Consider the following 14287-nt stretch of genomic DNA (forward strand, 5'->3'; position numbering starts at 1 on the left):
CAGTTAATGAATTTGTATGCAATATTTTTGCTTAAAGATATCATTGGGCGGGTGCGTTAATTTGCACCCGCTTGGTACATCAGTTGCGACGTTCAAACGCCAGCGCGCGCTTCTCTACCAGGCGCATCATCAGCGTCAGCAAACCGTTAACCACCAGATAGATCAGGCCCGCGGCAGCGTACACCGAGATATCGTAGGTGCGGCCATACAGCAGCTGCCCGTGCCCCATCACTTCCATCAGCGTAATGGTGTAGGCCAGTGAAGTACTTTTAAACACCAGCACCACTTCGTTGGAATAAGACGAAAGGGCGCGCTTGAAGGCGTACGGCAGCAGAATACGCAGCGTGTCTTTGCGATTCATTCCCAGCGCAGCGCAGGATTGCCATTGACCGGATGGAATGGCGCGCACCGCACCGTAAAACAGCTGGGTGGTGTAGGCGGCACTGTTAAGCGACAGCGCCAGCAGCGCACACAGCCAGGGTTGCGACAGCAGATGCCACAGCCACGGAATATTCTGGATGCTGGGGAACTGTCCGGGTCCGTAATAAATCAGGAAGATCTGTACCAGCAGCGGCGTGCCGGTAAACAGCGTGATATAGCCTTTCACCAGCCAATTCAGTACCGGGACTTTGAGTGCCAGTACAATGGTGCACAGCACGGACAGCACCAGCGCAGCAATCAACGAGGCCACGGTCAGCGTTAGGCTGGTATGCAGCCCTTTAAGCAGCTCGGGTAAATAATCCAGCATGCGTTAGGCCCCCCGCTCGAAACGCGTGGTGCGCAATTCAATACGGCGCAGCACTGCCTGACTGAACAGGGTAATAATCAAATAAATCGCCGCCGCCACCAAATACCAGGTAAAAGGTTCTTGCGTGCGCGTGGCAATGCTTTTGGTTTGCAGCATCAAATCGTTAACGCTGATCAGCGAGACTAACGCCGTATCTTTCAGCAGCACCAGCCATTGGTTACCGAGGCCAGGTAAGGCGTGACGCCACATCTGCGGCATAATCAGGCGCAGAAAAATTGCCGATTTTTTCATGCCCAGCGCCTGGCCCGATTCCCATTGTCCTACCGGCACCGCTTTAAGCGCGCCGCGCAGGGTTTGTGACGCATAGGCGGAATAGAGCATCGCCAGCGCAATCACGCCACACAGGAAGGGACTGACGTCGAAGTTCTCGATCTGCACCTGCACCGGGATGTTGAACAGGCCAAGATTAATGTGGAAGCCATCGGACAGGGTGAGCAGCAGCTGTGATGCACCGAAATAGATAAACAGCACCACCAGAATTTCCGGCAGGCCACGAATCAGTGTCACCAGGCCAGTACCAATCCACGCCAGCGGTTTCCATCGCATCGATTCCCAGCCAGCAAAAATCATCGCCAGCACAAGGCCGGCGATCAGTGCACAAACGGCAAGGCCGACGGTCATGCCGGCGGCGCTTGCGAGTGGAATCATTTCATTCATTTGAAATTACTGCTGGAACCATTTGCTGTAGATGGTTTTGTAAGTGCCGTCCGCTTTGATCTTCTCAAGCGCGGCGTTGAACTTGCCCTGCAGCTCAGTGTTGCCCTGACGCACGGCAATGCCGAGGCCGGTGCCGAAGTACTCTTTGTCGGTGACTTTCTCACCCAGCGGTGCAAGATTGGTGTTCTGTTTCAGCCACTCATTCACAACGGCAGTATCACCAAAGACGGCATCGATACGACCATTTTTCAGGTCCAGCACCGCATTCTGGTAGCTGTCGTAAGGAACGACGGTGATGTCGCTGTGCTTGTCAGACAGGTATTTCTGATGCGTGGTGCCATTCTGCACGCCAACACGTTTGCCTTTCAGCGCGGCTACGTCTGCCACTTTGCCTTTCTGCGCGATGAAGATGGCAGAGTTATCGTAGTAAGGCTTGGAGAACAGCACTTGTTTTTCGCGGTCTGGCGTGATGTCCATTCCGGCCATCACCGCGTCAAAACGACGGAATTTCAGGCTCGGAATCAGGCTGTCGAAGGCCTGGTTAGTGAAGGTGCAGGTGGCATCCATCTCTTTACATAGCGCGTTCGCCAGATCGACGTCAAAGCCCTGAATTTTGTTATCGGAATCGACAAACTCAAAGGGAGGATAAGAAGCCTCAGTAGCGAAACGCAGCGTCTGCGCAGCAGAAGCGCTCAGGCTCAGACCAGCAAGTAATGCAGCAAGTACAACTTTTTTCATTAGAAGCATCCTGACTTAATGCGAAAGATAATTAGCAAACGCGTCGGTTTGCGGCTGTGTAAAGTGGCTGGCATCGCCTTGCTCAACAATATGACCGTTTTCCATGTACACCACGCGGCTGGCGGTTTTACGCGCCACTTCCACTTCATGTGTCACGATCACTTGCGTGATGTTGGTCTGTGCCAGCTCACGAATAATGCTCACGATCTGGGCGGTGATTTCCGGGTCGAGCGCGGCAGTTGGCTCATCGAACAGCAGCACCTGCGGCTCCATCATCAGCGCACGCGCAATGGCGACGCGCTGCTGCTGACCGCCAGAAAGGTGCAGCGGAAAGCGATCTGCATAGGGCGTCAGACGCAGGCGATCCAGCAGCTTTTCAGCACGCGCACGCGCGGCATCCTTGCTGAGGCCGAGCACGCGGCAGGGCGCTTCAATCAGGTTTTGCACCACGGTAAGGTGCGGCCACAGATTGTATTGCTGAAACACCATGCCGACATTCTGGCGCAGTTCACGAATGGCGCTGTCAGAAGGTGGTTTGGCGAAATCGAATTGGTTACCGGCAATGTGCAGGCTGCCGGAGCGCGGCTGCTCCAGCAAATTAAGGACGCGCAGGAGCGAACTTTTACCCGCGCCACTCGGGCCGAGCAACACCAGCGTTTCTCCCTGCGGACAAGCCAGGTTGATATCGAACAGTGCCTGGTGGGCACCGTAAAAACAGTTTATGGCGTTTAGTTGAATACTCATGCGCAAAAAATGAATAGTAATTAGTGTCGTGAATCTTAACGTCACCAGAATAGTTATGCAATTGCGGTGGGTTAAAATTTATTTAACAGCAGTAAAACTCCCAAAGCGTAGCACATTATCGCGCCACTCACGGCGGGTAAGGGCTGAGGAGGCGAATGTAGTTCACAAAATATAAACAAAAAGCGCCGCAAGGATGCGGCGCGCTAATCATTAGAACTGAGTGCTGGAAAAGTGAACGACTACTTTTTCGCTTCCAGCAGCTGCGTCAATGAACCGCCATTGACGTGCGGTACATCACTGACATAACGCACGTCATCAACCACCCAGCAGGTGCCTTCGTGGATCATCAGTACTTCGTCATGCCACTTTTTATCGTCGCGACTCAAATCCACGCGCAGCGGGATATTGCGCGCGTCGCGATTAGGAATGGAAGAGGCGCTGGCCACATCGGCCGACGTCGGGCCTTGCGCGAGGCTGGAGAACAGGTCGCCGCTGGTCCACGCCGCCGGTTTCGGGTTCTGGCTGCTGGCACTCAGCAGTTTCTGATACAAACGATCGCTCAGGTAAGGGCGGTATTTCGCCAGCTGGGTGCTATCCGGTAAGCCCTGCGTTGGCTGGCTGACGCGTAAATCGTAGAACTGCTGCGCCACGCTATCCGGGCCGCCATCAATACAGGCCGCGGTGCGCGGGCCATTATCCTTAATGACCGGTTCAACGGTGGTACAAGCACTTAGCAGCAACGCCGCGGGAATAAGCAGCGCAAAGGCATGGGTTCTCATCTCGATTTCCTTATTGTTCACTGGCAAAGCGCCATTTTTAGCATAGAGTATAGCCTTGCTTTTACGCCGTAAGAGCTATAACTCGCTGATTCAGAAAAGGAGAAGTTGATGAAGTTTTCCACTACGCCAACGCTGGAAGGGCACAGCATCAGTGAATATTGCGGTGTCGTCGCTGGGGAAGCGATTCTGGGGGCCAATATCTTCCGCGACTTCTTCGCGGGTATCCGCGATATCGTGGGTGGGCGCTCGGGGGCTTACGAAAAAGAGTTGCGCAAAGCGCGGCAGATCGCCTTTCAAGAGCTGGAAGAGCAGGCCAAAGCGCTTGGCGCCAATGCGGTGGTAGGTATCGATATTGACTACGAAACGGTAGGTAAAGAAGGCAGCATGTTGATGGTGAGCGTTACCGGCACAGCCGTGATTATTCGCTAATGCGCGGAGTGGTCCTGCTGGTGATGGCGCTATTGTTGAGCGCTTGTCACTCATCGATTGAAGCGCGTCACGGGTATTGGGTGGATACCGCTCATCCAGCCCAGGGCGCGCGGCCGCGCATTAAAGTGGTGGTCATTCATTACACCGCTGAGGATTTTTCCAGTTCACTGGCAACGCTGACCGATCGTGAAGTTAGCGCGCATTACCTGATTCCGCAGCATCCTCCGCAGAAAAAAGGCCAGGGCGTGATCTGGCAACTGGTGCCGGAGAGCCAGTTAGCCTGGCATGCGGGGCCCAGCTTCTGGCGCGGCGCAACGCGCATCAATGACACCTCGATTGGCATTGAAATGGTTAATAGCGGCTACCGCCGTACCCTAACGGGGTTACAGTGGCAGCCTTTCACTCCGACGCAAATCAGTGCGCTGGTAGCGCTGGTGCAAGATATTACCCAGCGCTATGGTATCACGCCGGAAAATGTGGTGGGTCACAGCGATATTGCGCCGCAGCGCAAGCAAGATCCGGGGCCACTTTTTCCCTGGCAGCAGCTGGCGGAACATGGCCTGGGTGCCTGGCCAGAGCCCGGAACGGTAAAGCGTTATCTGTATGGTCGTGCAGCGGAAGACGCAGTGGATCAAGCAGAATTACTGGATGCGCTGCAGCGCTATGGTTACGATGTCTCGGCAGCGACAACGCCACAGATGCAGCGCAAGCTGATTGCGGCGTTTCAGATGCATTTCCGCCCGCGTGATTATCGCGGTAGCGCCGATGCCGAAACTCTGGCGATTGCCCGCGCGTTATTAGCGAAGTACGGTGCGGCGCAGTGATGTAGTGCAAGGGGCGCCATCATTGGCGACCCTTGCAGCATTGATGCGTACCAGGATTTACTGCTGCAGGAATGCCTGCCAGTGCGCCACCAGCCGTTGCAGATCCTCACGGCTGACATCCAGATGCGTCACGATGCGCGTTACCGGCCCGACGCTGATGAGCACGTCGCCCGATTGCATCCAGCTCTTCAGTGCTTCAACGTTCTCTGCCGGCACTTTCACAAACAGCATATTGGTGTGCTGATTGACCACCTCAACGCCGATGGCGCTTAGCTGCTCGCCCAGCCACGCAGCGTTATCATGATCGTCCTTAAGACGCGCCACATTATGCTTTAATGCATACAGCCCCGCTGCGGCCAGAATGCCGGATTGACGCATGCCGCCGCCGGTCATTTTGCGCCAGCGGCGCGCTTCTTCAATATAGGCTTCACTGCCACACAGCAGCGAACCGATCGGCGTACCAAGGCCTTTTGACAGGCAAATAGTTAAGGTGTCGCAATAGCGCGCAATCGCTTCCAGCGCAACATTCTGCGCCACCACGGCGTTAAAAATACGGGCGCCATCAATGTGCAGCGCCAGCTTACGCTCGCGGGTGAATTTCCACGCCTGCTCCAGATAGCTCAGCGGCAGTACTTTACCGTGATGGGTATTTTCCAGGCTCAACAGGCGCGTACGGGCGAAGTGGAAATCATCGGGTTTGATGGCGGCAGCCACGTCGGCCAGCGGCAGTGATCCATCTTCAGCGTGCAAAATCGGCTGGGGCTGAATGCTGCCAAGTACCGCTGCGCCACCGGCTTCATATTTGTAGTTGTGCGCCTGCTGGCCAACGATGTATTCATCTCCGCGCTGGCAGTGACACAGCAGCGCAACCAGATTCGCTTGCGTACCGGTTGGGAAGAACAGGGCAGCGGCTTTGCCGCTCAAACGTGCGGCTTCAACTTCCAGTGCGTGAACGGTAGGATCATCACGGTAGACATCATCGCCGGTTTCGGCCGCCATCATGGCATCCAGCATGGCGGCACTGGGGCGGGTTACGGTATCACTGCGTAAATCGATCACGTCGCTCTCCTGAAATAAAAAAGCGGGCGAAGCGCCCGCGTTATCATCATATTTGGCTTGAATTGTTTTACCTTAGCCAGTTGGTTTTCGCTAGCTCCACGATCTCATCACCGCGCCCATTCAGAATGGCGCGCATCATGTACAGGCTGAATCCCTTGGCCTGTTCGGCTTTGATCTGCGGCGGCATCGACAACTCTTCCTTCGCGGTAATCGCGTCAATCAGCACCGGACCATCATGGGCAAAGGCTTCCTGCAGCGCGCCGTTCAGTTCGGAGGCTTTCTCCACACGGATACCTTTAATGCCGCAGGCGGCGGCAATGGCGGCAAAATCCGGGTTCTCCAGATCGGTGCCATCGGTGAGATAGCCACCGGCTTTCATCTCCATCGCCACAAAGCCCAGCACGCTGTTATTGAAAATCACCAGTTTCACCGGCAGTTTCAGCTGTGCCACTGAAATGAAATCACCCATTAGCATGCTAAATCCACCGTCCCCGCATAGCGCAACCACCTGACGCTGCTTATTCAGCGCTTGTGCGCCTAATGCCTGGGGCATGGCGTTGGCCATTGAACCGTGATTGAACGAGCCAATCAGGCGACGCTTACCGTTCATCTTCAGATAGCGCGCTGCCCACACGGTAGGCGTACCGACGTCGCAGGTAAAGATGGCGTCATCATCGGCATATTCACTGATTTGCTGTGCCAGATACTGCGGGTGAATCGGCAGTTTATCGTTGGCGGTTGCCAGCTCGTCGAGCCCTTTACGCGCATCGACATAATGCTCCAGTGCTTTGTCCAGATGCTGACGATCGGTTTTGCTGGTGAGCTGCGGTTGCAGCGCATGCAGGGTCGTTTTGATATCGCCGACGAGTGCCATATCGACATGGCTGTGCGAGCCGAGACTGCCAGGGTTGATGTCAATCTGAATGATTTTGGCATCCGCAGGATAGAACGCGCGGTAGGGGAATTGTGTTCCAAGCAGCACCAACGTGTCGGCGTTCATCATCGCGTGGAAGCCGGACGAAAAGCCGATCAGGCCGGTCATGCCAACATCATAAGGATTATCGTATTCAATGTGCTCTTTACCGCGCATTGCATGCACCACCGGCGCTTTCAGCGTTTCCGCCAGCTTAACCACTTCAGCGTGCGCACCGGCGCAACCGCTGCCGCACAGCAGGGTAATATTTTCCGCCGCGTTCAGCGTTTCGGCTAAGCGCGCCACTTCGCTGGCGGACGGCACCACATGCGGCAGCTGTGGCGGATACCATTCGCTACGTGCGCTTTCCGGCGCAGGCTGCAGCGCGACATCGCCGGGGATCACAATTACCGACACGCCGCGATTGAGAATCGCTTTACGCATCGCAATACCCAGCACCTGCGGCAGCTGCTCTGGATTGGAGACCAGTTCACAGTAATGACTACACTCGCGGAACAGCTCTTGCGGATGGGTTTCCTGGAAGTAGCCGCTACCAATTTCGCTGGAGGGAATATGCGCGGCAATCGCCAGCACCGGGACGTGGTTGCGGTGACAATCAAACAAACCATTAATTAAATGCAGGTTGCCCGGACCACAGGAACCGGCACACACCGCCAGTTCACCGCTGATTTGCGCTTCAGCGCCGGCCGCAAAGGCGGCTACTTCTTCATGGCGTGTGGGCATCCATTCGATGGTTCCCATACGATTCAGGCTATCGCTTAGCCCATTGAGCGAGTCACCGGTGACGCCCCAGATGCGTTTTACGCCAGCGCTTTCGAGTGTTTTCGCCAGCAGTGAGGCCACAGTTTGCTTCATCGTTTGCTCCTTTCTGGTGTTGAGCCATCCATGCCGATGGCGGAAACGTGTCAGTCAGAAAGCGTAGACGATGTCGCTGGGGCGCAGCCGTGAAAAAATGCGCTTCACTATTCAGGCTGAGAAAAGCGCAATCAGGATAGGGGCCAGCAGGCTCATAATAAAACCGTGCACAATCGCAGCCGGGACAATTTCTATACCACCGGTGCGTTGCAGGATTGGCAGGGTGAAATCCATTGAGGTTGCGCCGCTCAGTCCCAGCGTCATGCTGCGCTGGCGGGTGATCAACAGCGGGATGAATATTATGGTGATCAGTTCACGTAATAGATCGTTAAAGAAGGCCGCACTACCCACCACCGGGCCGAACGATTCGCTGATCAAAATCCCTGAAAGCGAATACCAGCCAAAACCGCTCGCCAGCGCCAGACCGGTTTTGATCGGCAAATCCAGCAGAAATGCGGCAAGGATGCCGCCAAACAGCGCGCTGCATAGCGACACCATTGCCACCACCATCCCGCGACGGTTAAGGGTGATTTGACGCAGCGTCATACCGCTGCTGCGCAGTTGAATACCGACCAGCAACAGCATCAGCATTAAAGCATATTCGCTGATGGTGGTGGCGTGACGCAGCGGATCCCATTGGCTCAACCCCAGAAGAAAACCCGCCAGCACCGATGCGCAAAGCTTGAGTGATTCCAGTGCCATATGCAGGCGCGACGGCAGCGTCTGGGGTTTGTGCTGATGATGCCACGGCCAGCGTCGTTCCAGTAGCCACAAAGCCAGCAGCGAACAGGCAAGAATGCTCATCATGCTGACGAGCGCGATGTGGAAAATAGTGAGCAAATTGCTGCTGAGGTTATCCAGAAAGGCCAGGCTGGTGCCCATGAAGAACAGAATGATATACACCAGCGCACTTAATGTGCGGGCGACGGCGTGCAAAAGGGTGGTATTCCGCAGCGGCAGCAGGTAGCCGAGAATCAGCGGCAAAAGGATGATGATCAATCCGTACATGTTGGGTTTCTATCCATGTGTGAAGGGTTGCCACGCTAGCGAAAAACAGTTGAAGTGTAAACCTTTTCCCCCGGTACTGACTTGACCAACGCCACGCGGCGGACCATGCTCAGGCAAAGCAGCGGATGGATTGTATGATGATTCTGGAACATATCGAAATTCACGGTTTTCGCGGTATTAATCGGCTGTCATTGCCGCTCACCGCTACCAATTTGTTGATTGGGGAAAATGCCTGGGGTAAATCGAGCCTGCTGGACGCGCTGACGCTATTGCTGGCACCGGCCGCTGAACCTTATCAATTCACCGAGCACGACTTTCATTTCCCGCCTGGCGATGTGGATGCCCGCATGCGGCAGTTGCAGCTGATATTTTGTTTTCGCGCCCAGAGCAACGAGGAAGACGCTGTGTTTCAGCCCTTCTGGCAGCGCGATGAGCAGGGACGCTTTATCCGTTTTAGTACGCGCGCTAAACGTCAGGATCAGGGGGTAAAAACCTCGTGGCGTTTTATCGATCAACGCGGTGATGTGTTACCCATGCCGGGCACCGACGCAGCGCTGGCACACCTGCGCGCTTATTATCCGGTGCTGCGGTTACGTGATGCGCGGTTTGGCCGCCGGGCCCGGCATACTGAACACGACGCTGAATATCGTGCCACAACGCTGACAGCGTTAGCGCAGGAAGTGGAAAAACTGACGCGAGATTTGGTCGTGCGGCCGCAGACTCTCAGTGATGATCTTCTTCGGCAGGGATTACACACCATGCAGCAACTGCTGGAGCACTATTTTCTGGTGCAGCAATCAAGTAGTAGCGCGGTAAGGGTTGCCCCGGAAATGCGGGAGGGGAGCCAGGGTTGGCGCTCACTCGACAAGCTCAACCATCTTATTGCGGGCACGGAATCGCGGAGCCGTCAGGTGATTTTGCTGCGCATGTTTTCATTACTTATTCAGGCACACGGTAACGAGGCGCTGCCCGCGGGTGCGCACCCGCTGCTGTTGGTGGAAGATCCTGAAACGCGGCTGCATCCTATTATGCTGTCAGTGGCGTGGAATTTACTGGAGCTGATGCCACTCCAAAAAATTGCGACCACCAACTCGGGTGAACTGCTTTCGCAAGTACCGCTGGAGAACGTGTGTCGCCTGGTGCGTGAACCTACCCGCGTGGCGGCATGGCGCATTGGTCCTGAAGGCTTGAGTGCTGAAGAGAGTCGTCGCATCGGTTTTCATATTCGTGTTAATCGTCCCTCCGCGCTCTTTGCCCGCTGCTGGCTTTTGGTGGAGGGCGAAACGGAAGTGTGGATCATTAATGAACTGGCACGGCAACACGGCTATCACTTTGCGGCGGAAGGCGTAAAAGTGATTGAGTTTGCGCAGTCGGGTCTTAAGCCTTTACTGAAGTTTGCCCAACGAATGGGCATCGCCTGGCATGTTCTCACCGATGGAGATCAGGCGGGCAGCAAATATGCTGCTACCGCCCGCAGTCAGCTCCCTTCGCACGGTCGCGAAGAGGAACATCTCACACAATTTCCGGCACCGGACATTGAGCATTTTCTCTACAAGCAGGGTTTTAGCGATATTTATCATCAAATGGCGCACCTGCCGTTAAACGTCCCCATGAATCCGCGGCGTATTATTACTAAAGCGATTCAACACAGCTCAAAGCCTGAGTTAGCGATTGCCGTTGCCATGGCCGCGGCAGAACGTGGGCCTGGCGCCATCCCGCCGCTGCTTGAACAGTTGTTTTCCCGCGTAATGTGGTTAGCGCGTGGTCGAGCAGATTAAGGAAGGCGGAGTTCGCCAAATAAAAATGCCAGCGTCTGCGGCTGGCATTTTTTTTCGGGAGTGGTCAGAATACGTGAAACAGCATGCGCGTTAAGCGACCGCGGCTTGCGTGGCTTCACAGGGCACTATCAAGCTGGCGTGATTGCCTTTTGGTCCTTCATGGACATCAAACTGAACCTGCTGGCCAGCTTTCAGCGTTCTGTATCCCTCCATCTGGATCGTGGAGTAGTGTGCGAAGATATCGTCGCCGCCGCTAATCGGACAGATAAAACCGAAGCCTTTGGCGTTGTTGAACCATTTTACTGTACCCGTCTCCATGCTTTTACTTCCCTCGCAAGACATTTTGATAAGTAGGTGAGGTCATTGAAGCTGTGAGTCGAGCTTGTTTAAAACTCAATCAGCTTGTGTTAGTAGAATGTAGAGAAACGGACCTTATCGTCAAGCAAACGGCCCTGGCGGATGGGGATAAATTCATCAAAATTTGAGGCAGTTAACGCTATTGCAAATTTTGTGATACAGGTCGCGCATGTGCTTTTAGGGCCACTTTTTAGCAAGTAAAAGCCGGCTTGACAGGCATGTTAAACTTTAGGAATGGGCGCAGAAATGTGCACAACCGTAACGCAGAATTTCGACGGAACATTATGGCAAACACAAACGACTGGCTTAATTTTGAACATCTCGCCGAAGATAAAGTACGCGAAGGGTTAAAGCCGCCTTCAATGTATAAAGTCATTCTGAATAATGACGATTATACACCTATGGAATTTGTTATTGACGTTCTGCAAAAGTTCTTTTCTTATGATATTGAACGTGCAACGCAGCTGATGTTGAAAGTTCACTACCATGGAAAAGCAATCTGTGGTGTATTCACTGCAGAAGTGGCGGAGACCAAAGTAGCCCAGGTGAACAATTACGCACGAGATAATGAACATCCGTTGCTGTGTACGCTAGAAAAAGCCTGAGACCATCTCCATATAGGAAATAGGTTGTCAGAGCGATAATTGTGGGAGGTGCCAAATGCTCAATCAAGAACTGGAACTCAGTTTAAACATGGCTTTCGCCAGAGCGCGCGAGCACCGTCATGAGTTTATGACCGTCGAGCATCTGTTGCTGGCATTGCTCAGTAACCCGTCGGCCAGAGAGGCACTGGAAGCCTGTTCGGTGGATATCGTGGCTCTGCGTCAGGAACTCGAAGCCTTCATCGAACAAACCACACCGGTGCTGCCAGCCACTGAAGAGGAGCGCGATACCCAACCTACGCTCAGCTTCCAGCGTGTGCTGCAGCGTGCAGTATTCCACGTCCAGTCCTCCGGTCGCAGCGAAGTCGCCGGCGCCAATGTGCTGGTCGCGATTTTCAGCGAGCAGGAGTCACAAGCGGCTTATCTGCTACGGAAACACGAAGTGAGCCGTCTCGATGTGGTGAACTTCATCTCCCATGGTACGCGTAAAGATGAACCCGGCCAGCCGCAGAACAATGCGGAGAATCCGGTTAACGAAGAGCAAGCAGGCGGGGAGGATCGTATGGAAAACTTCACCACCAATCTTAATCAGCTTGCTCGTGTCGGCGGAATCGATCCGCTGATCGGCCGCGATAAAGAGCTGGAGCGTGCCGTACAGGTATTATGCCGTCGTCGTAAGAATAACCCGCTGCTGGTGGGCGAATCGGGCGTAGGTAAAACCGCGATTGCTGAAGGTCTTGCCTGGCGTATTGTGCAGGGCGACGTGCCTGAGGTGATGAAAGAGTGCACCATTTACTCTCTCGACATCGGCTCGCTGCTGGCCGGTACTAAATATCGGGGTGATTTTGAAAAACGCTTCAAAGCGCTGCTGAAACAGCTGGAACAGGACAGCAATAGCATCCTGTTTATTGACGAAATCCATACCATTATCGGTGCCGGTGCGGCATCGGGTGGCCAGGTGGATGCGGCAAACCTGATCAAGCCATTGCTCTCCAGCGGTAAAATCCGCGTGATGGGTTCAACTACTTATCAGGAGTTCAGCAACATCTTTGAGAAAGATCGTGCGCTGGCGCGTCGTTTCCAGAAGATCGATATCACCGAGCCTTCTGTGGAAGAGACCGTGCAGATCCTCAATGGTCTGAAGCCGAAGTACGAAGCGCATCATGACGTGCGCTATACCGCGAAAGCGGTGCGTGCGGCGGTGGAGCTGGCGGTGAAATATATCAACGATCGTCATCTGCCCGATAAGGCAATTGACGTGATTGATGAAGCGGGTGCGCGTGCGCGTTTGGTGCCGGTGAGTAAGCGTAAGAAAACGGTCAATGTCTCTGACATCGAAACGGTGGTGGCGCGTATTGCACGTATTCCCGAGCAGAGCGTGTCACAAACCGATCGTGATACGCTGAAAAATCTCGGTGATCGTCTGAAGATGCTGGTGTTTGGTCAGGATAATGCGATTGAAGCACTGACTGAAGCAATCAAAATGAGCCGTGCTGGTTTGGGGCAGGATCGTAAGCCGGTGGGTTCGTTCCTGTTTGCTGGACCTACGGGTGTGGGTAAAACCGAAGTCACGGTTCAGCTGGCAAAAGCGCTGGGCATTGAGCTGCTGCGTTTTGATATGTCCGAGTATATGGAGCGTCACACCGTTAGCCGTTTGATCGGTGCACCTCCGGGTTACGTCGGCTTCGATCAGGGTGGTTTGCTGACCGATGCGGTGATTAAGCATCCACATGCTGTGGTGTTGCTGGATGAAATCGAGAAAGCACACCCGGATGTGTTCAACCTGCTGCTGCAGGTGATGGACAACGGTATGCTGACCGATAACAACGGCCGCAAAGCAGATTTCCGCAACGTGGTGCTAGTGATGACCACCAATGCTGGCGTGCGTGAAACGGAACGTAAGTCGATTGGCCTGATTCATCAGGACAACAGCACAGACGCGATGGAAGAGATTAAAAAGATCTTTACGCCAGAGTTCCGCAACCGTCTCGATAACATTATTTGGTTCCGTCACCTGTCACAGGAGGTGATTCATCAGGTAGTGGACAAATTTATCGTCGAGTTGCAGGCTCAGCTGGATGCTAAGGGCGTATCGCTTGAAGTGAGTGATGATGCGCGAGATTGGCTGGCTGATAAAGGTTATGACAAAGCGATGGGTGCGCGTCCGATGGCACGTGCCGTCCAGGAAAATCTGAAGAAACCGTTGGCGAATGAACTGCTGTTTGGTTCGCTGGTTGATGGTGGATCGGTGTCAGTCGCGCTGGATAAAGAGAAAAACCAGCTTACTTATCATTTCCTGAGTGCGGAAAAACGTAAAACCGAAGGTACCGTTCACTGATTGTGGCGTAGATATGAAAAAGGCCGGATGCGAATCCGGCCTTTTTTTCGCGCTAAATAAAGGTAACCAACGCGAGGTGTGAACAGTTACTTAGCGACTACGGAAGACAATGCGGCCTTTGCTCAGGTCGTACGGGGTCAACTCGACAGTCACTTTGTCGCCCGTCAGGATGCGGATGTAGTTTTTGCGCATTTTACCGGAGATATGAGCGGTAACCACGTGCCCGTTTTCAAGCTCTACGCGGAACATGGTGTTCGGTAACGTATCCAGTACGGTACCTTGCATTTCAATATTGTCTTCTTTGGCCATCGAATCCTCTGGGTGTACTACCAAACTGTTGAACCGGCAAGATAATGCCGAATTCCATGATTTATGTA

The 14287-nt window shown here is 54.1% G+C and carries 15 protein-coding genes; 5 read left to right on the forward strand and 10 right to left on the reverse strand.

What is annotated here, in order from left to right:
- Nucleotides 1-79 precede the first annotated feature (79 nt).
- The 5 genes from artM to ACIP6T_RS02715 all read right to left on the reverse strand — a co-directional run bounded on the left by artM (nucleotide 80) and on the right by ACIP6T_RS02715 (nucleotide 3726).
- Nucleotides 80-748: an arginine ABC transporter permease ArtM gene (artM, locus tag ACIP6T_RS02695; protein WP_008102451.1), complete on the reverse strand. Its 669-nt coding sequence runs from the start codon at nucleotides 746-748 to the stop codon at nucleotides 80-82.
- A gap of 3 nt (nucleotides 749-751) precedes the next feature.
- Nucleotides 752-1465 carry an arginine ABC transporter permease ArtQ gene (artQ, locus tag ACIP6T_RS02700; RefSeq protein ID WP_345826984.1) on the reverse strand — a complete coding sequence of 238 codons (714 nt, stop codon included), beginning with the start codon at nucleotides 1463-1465 and terminating at the stop codon, nucleotides 752-754.
- Between the two features lie 6 nt (nucleotides 1466-1471).
- Nucleotides 1472-2203 carry an arginine ABC transporter substrate-binding protein gene (gene artJ / locus ACIP6T_RS02705; protein ID WP_097094389.1) on the reverse strand — a complete coding sequence of 244 codons (732 nt, stop codon included), beginning with the start codon at nucleotides 2201-2203 and terminating at the stop codon, nucleotides 1472-1474.
- A gap of 15 nt (nucleotides 2204-2218) precedes the next feature.
- Entirely contained in the window at nucleotides 2219-2947 is a 729-nt protein-coding gene (artP, locus tag ACIP6T_RS02710; protein ID WP_097094388.1) for an arginine ABC transporter ATP-binding protein ArtP, read from the reverse strand.
- 239 nt (nucleotides 2948-3186) lie between these two features.
- Nucleotides 3187-3726 (reverse strand): lipoprotein, encoded by a 540-nt coding sequence (locus tag ACIP6T_RS02715; protein ID WP_345826982.1) that lies wholly within the window; start codon nucleotides 3724-3726, stop codon nucleotides 3187-3189.
- A 108-nt stretch (nucleotides 3727-3834) separates the two neighbouring features.
- Between ACIP6T_RS02715 and ACIP6T_RS02720 the strand changes: the two genes are divergently transcribed.
- Nucleotides 3835-4155 (forward strand): heavy metal-binding domain-containing protein, encoded by a 321-nt coding sequence (locus tag ACIP6T_RS02720; RefSeq protein ID WP_097094386.1) that lies wholly within the window; start codon nucleotides 3835-3837, stop codon nucleotides 4153-4155.
- Nucleotides 4155-4979 (forward strand): N-acetylmuramoyl-L-alanine amidase, encoded by an 825-nt coding sequence (locus ACIP6T_RS02725; RefSeq protein WP_097094385.1) that lies wholly within the window; start codon nucleotides 4155-4157, stop codon nucleotides 4977-4979. The genes ACIP6T_RS02720 and ACIP6T_RS02725 overlap by 1 nt, the downstream gene beginning before the upstream one ends.
- 57 nt (nucleotides 4980-5036) lie before the next feature.
- Here the strand turns inward: ACIP6T_RS02725 and ltaE are convergent, their stop codons facing one another.
- From ltaE to ACIP6T_RS02740, 3 genes are all read right to left on the reverse strand, one after another.
- Complete coding sequence (gene ltaE / locus ACIP6T_RS02730; protein WP_345826981.1) at nucleotides 5037-6038, reverse strand: low-specificity L-threonine aldolase; 1002 nt, start codon at nucleotides 6036-6038, stop codon at nucleotides 5037-5039.
- A 67-nt stretch (nucleotides 6039-6105) separates the two neighbouring features.
- A complete protein-coding gene (gene poxB, locus ACIP6T_RS02735) occupies nucleotides 6106-7827 on the reverse strand; it encodes a ubiquinone-dependent pyruvate dehydrogenase (RefSeq protein WP_097094383.1) in 1722 nt (573 codons plus the stop codon).
- A gap of 111 nt (nucleotides 7828-7938) precedes the next feature.
- Entirely contained in the window at nucleotides 7939-8835 is an 897-nt protein-coding gene (locus ACIP6T_RS02740) for a lysine exporter LysO family protein (RefSeq protein ID WP_097094382.1), read from the reverse strand.
- Between the two features lie 137 nt (nucleotides 8836-8972).
- On the opposite strand from ACIP6T_RS02740, the gene ACIP6T_RS02745 reads away from it, so the two are divergent.
- Nucleotides 8973-10613, forward strand: coding sequence for an ATP-dependent endonuclease (locus ACIP6T_RS02745; protein WP_097094381.1), 1641 nt, complete (start codon nucleotides 8973-8975; stop codon nucleotides 10611-10613).
- Between the two features lie 90 nt (nucleotides 10614-10703).
- On the opposite strand, the gene cspD is transcribed toward ACIP6T_RS02745, so the two are convergent.
- Entirely contained in the window at nucleotides 10704-10931 is a 228-nt protein-coding gene (cspD, locus tag ACIP6T_RS02750) for a cold shock-like protein CspD (RefSeq protein ID WP_007887624.1), read from the reverse strand.
- A 323-nt stretch (nucleotides 10932-11254) separates the two neighbouring features.
- Between cspD and clpS the strand changes: the two genes are divergently transcribed.
- Both clpS and clpA read left to right on the forward strand, forming a co-directional pair.
- A complete protein-coding gene (clpS, locus tag ACIP6T_RS02755) occupies nucleotides 11255-11575 on the forward strand; it encodes an ATP-dependent Clp protease adapter ClpS (RefSeq protein ID WP_007887621.1) in 321 nt (106 codons plus the stop codon).
- A 55-nt stretch (nucleotides 11576-11630) separates the two neighbouring features.
- The gene (gene clpA, locus ACIP6T_RS02760) at nucleotides 11631-13910 is read left to right on the forward strand and encodes an ATP-dependent Clp protease ATP-binding subunit ClpA (RefSeq protein WP_097094380.1); all 2280 of its coding nucleotides are present in this window, start codon (nucleotides 11631-11633) and stop codon (nucleotides 13908-13910) included.
- Nucleotides 13911-14000: 90 nt separating this feature from the next.
- Here clpA and infA read toward each other — a convergent pair whose 3' ends face one another.
- Nucleotides 14001-14219, reverse strand: a complete 219-nt coding sequence (infA, locus tag ACIP6T_RS02765; protein ID WP_002211347.1) for a translation initiation factor IF-1 — start codon at nucleotides 14217-14219, stop codon at nucleotides 14001-14003.
- Nucleotides 14220-14287 lie beyond the last annotated feature (68 nt).

Origin of the sequence: Pantoea sp. NPDC088449 (genome assembly GCF_044753225.1) — a bacterium.
Taxonomy (GTDB): Bacteria; Pseudomonadota; Gammaproteobacteria; order Enterobacterales; family Enterobacteriaceae; genus Pantoea; species Pantoea floridensis.

Excerpts from the sequence above, each read along its gene's own strand:
- ACIP6T_RS02720 (WP_097094386.1), top strand. The coding sequence starts at position 3,835 with ATGAAGTTTTCCACTACGCCAACGCTGGAAGGGCACAGCATCAGTGAA.
- ACIP6T_RS02715 (WP_345826982.1), bottom strand. The coding sequence starts at position 3,726 with ATGAGAACCCATGCCTTTGCGCTGCTTATTCCCGCGGCGTTGCTGCTA.
- ACIP6T_RS02725 (WP_097094385.1), top strand. The coding sequence starts at position 4,155 with ATGCGCGGAGTGGTCCTGCTGGTGATGGCGCTATTGTTGAGCGCTTGT.
- clpS (WP_007887621.1), top strand. The coding sequence starts at position 11,255 with ATGGCAAACACAAACGACTGGCTTAATTTTGAACATCTCGCCGAAGAT.
- artQ (WP_345826984.1), bottom strand. The coding sequence starts at position 1,465 with ATGAATGAAATGATTCCACTCGCAAGCGCCGCCGGCATGACCGTCGGC.
- clpA (WP_097094380.1), top strand. The coding sequence starts at position 11,631 with ATGCTCAATCAAGAACTGGAACTCAGTTTAAACATGGCTTTCGCCAGA.
- poxB (WP_097094383.1), bottom strand. The coding sequence starts at position 7,827 with ATGAAGCAAACTGTGGCCTCACTGCTGGCGAAAACACTCGAAAGCGCT.
- cspD (WP_007887624.1), bottom strand. The coding sequence starts at position 10,931 with ATGGAGACGGGTACAGTAAAATGGTTCAACAACGCCAAAGGCTTCGGT.
- infA (WP_002211347.1), bottom strand. The coding sequence starts at position 14,219 with ATGGCCAAAGAAGACAATATTGAAATGCAAGGTACCGTACTGGATACG.
- artP (WP_097094388.1), bottom strand. The coding sequence starts at position 2,947 with ATGAGTATTCAACTAAACGCCATAAACTGTTTTTACGGTGCCCACCAG.
- artM (WP_008102451.1), bottom strand. The coding sequence starts at position 748 with ATGCTGGATTATTTACCCGAGCTGCTTAAAGGGCTGCATACCAGCCTA.
- artJ (WP_097094389.1), bottom strand. The coding sequence starts at position 2,203 with ATGAAAAAAGTTGTACTTGCTGCATTACTTGCTGGTCTGAGCCTGAGC.
- ACIP6T_RS02745 (WP_097094381.1), top strand. The coding sequence starts at position 8,973 with ATGATTCTGGAACATATCGAAATTCACGGTTTTCGCGGTATTAATCGG.
- ACIP6T_RS02740 (WP_097094382.1), bottom strand. The coding sequence starts at position 8,835 with ATGTACGGATTGATCATCATCCTTTTGCCGCTGATTCTCGGCTACCTG.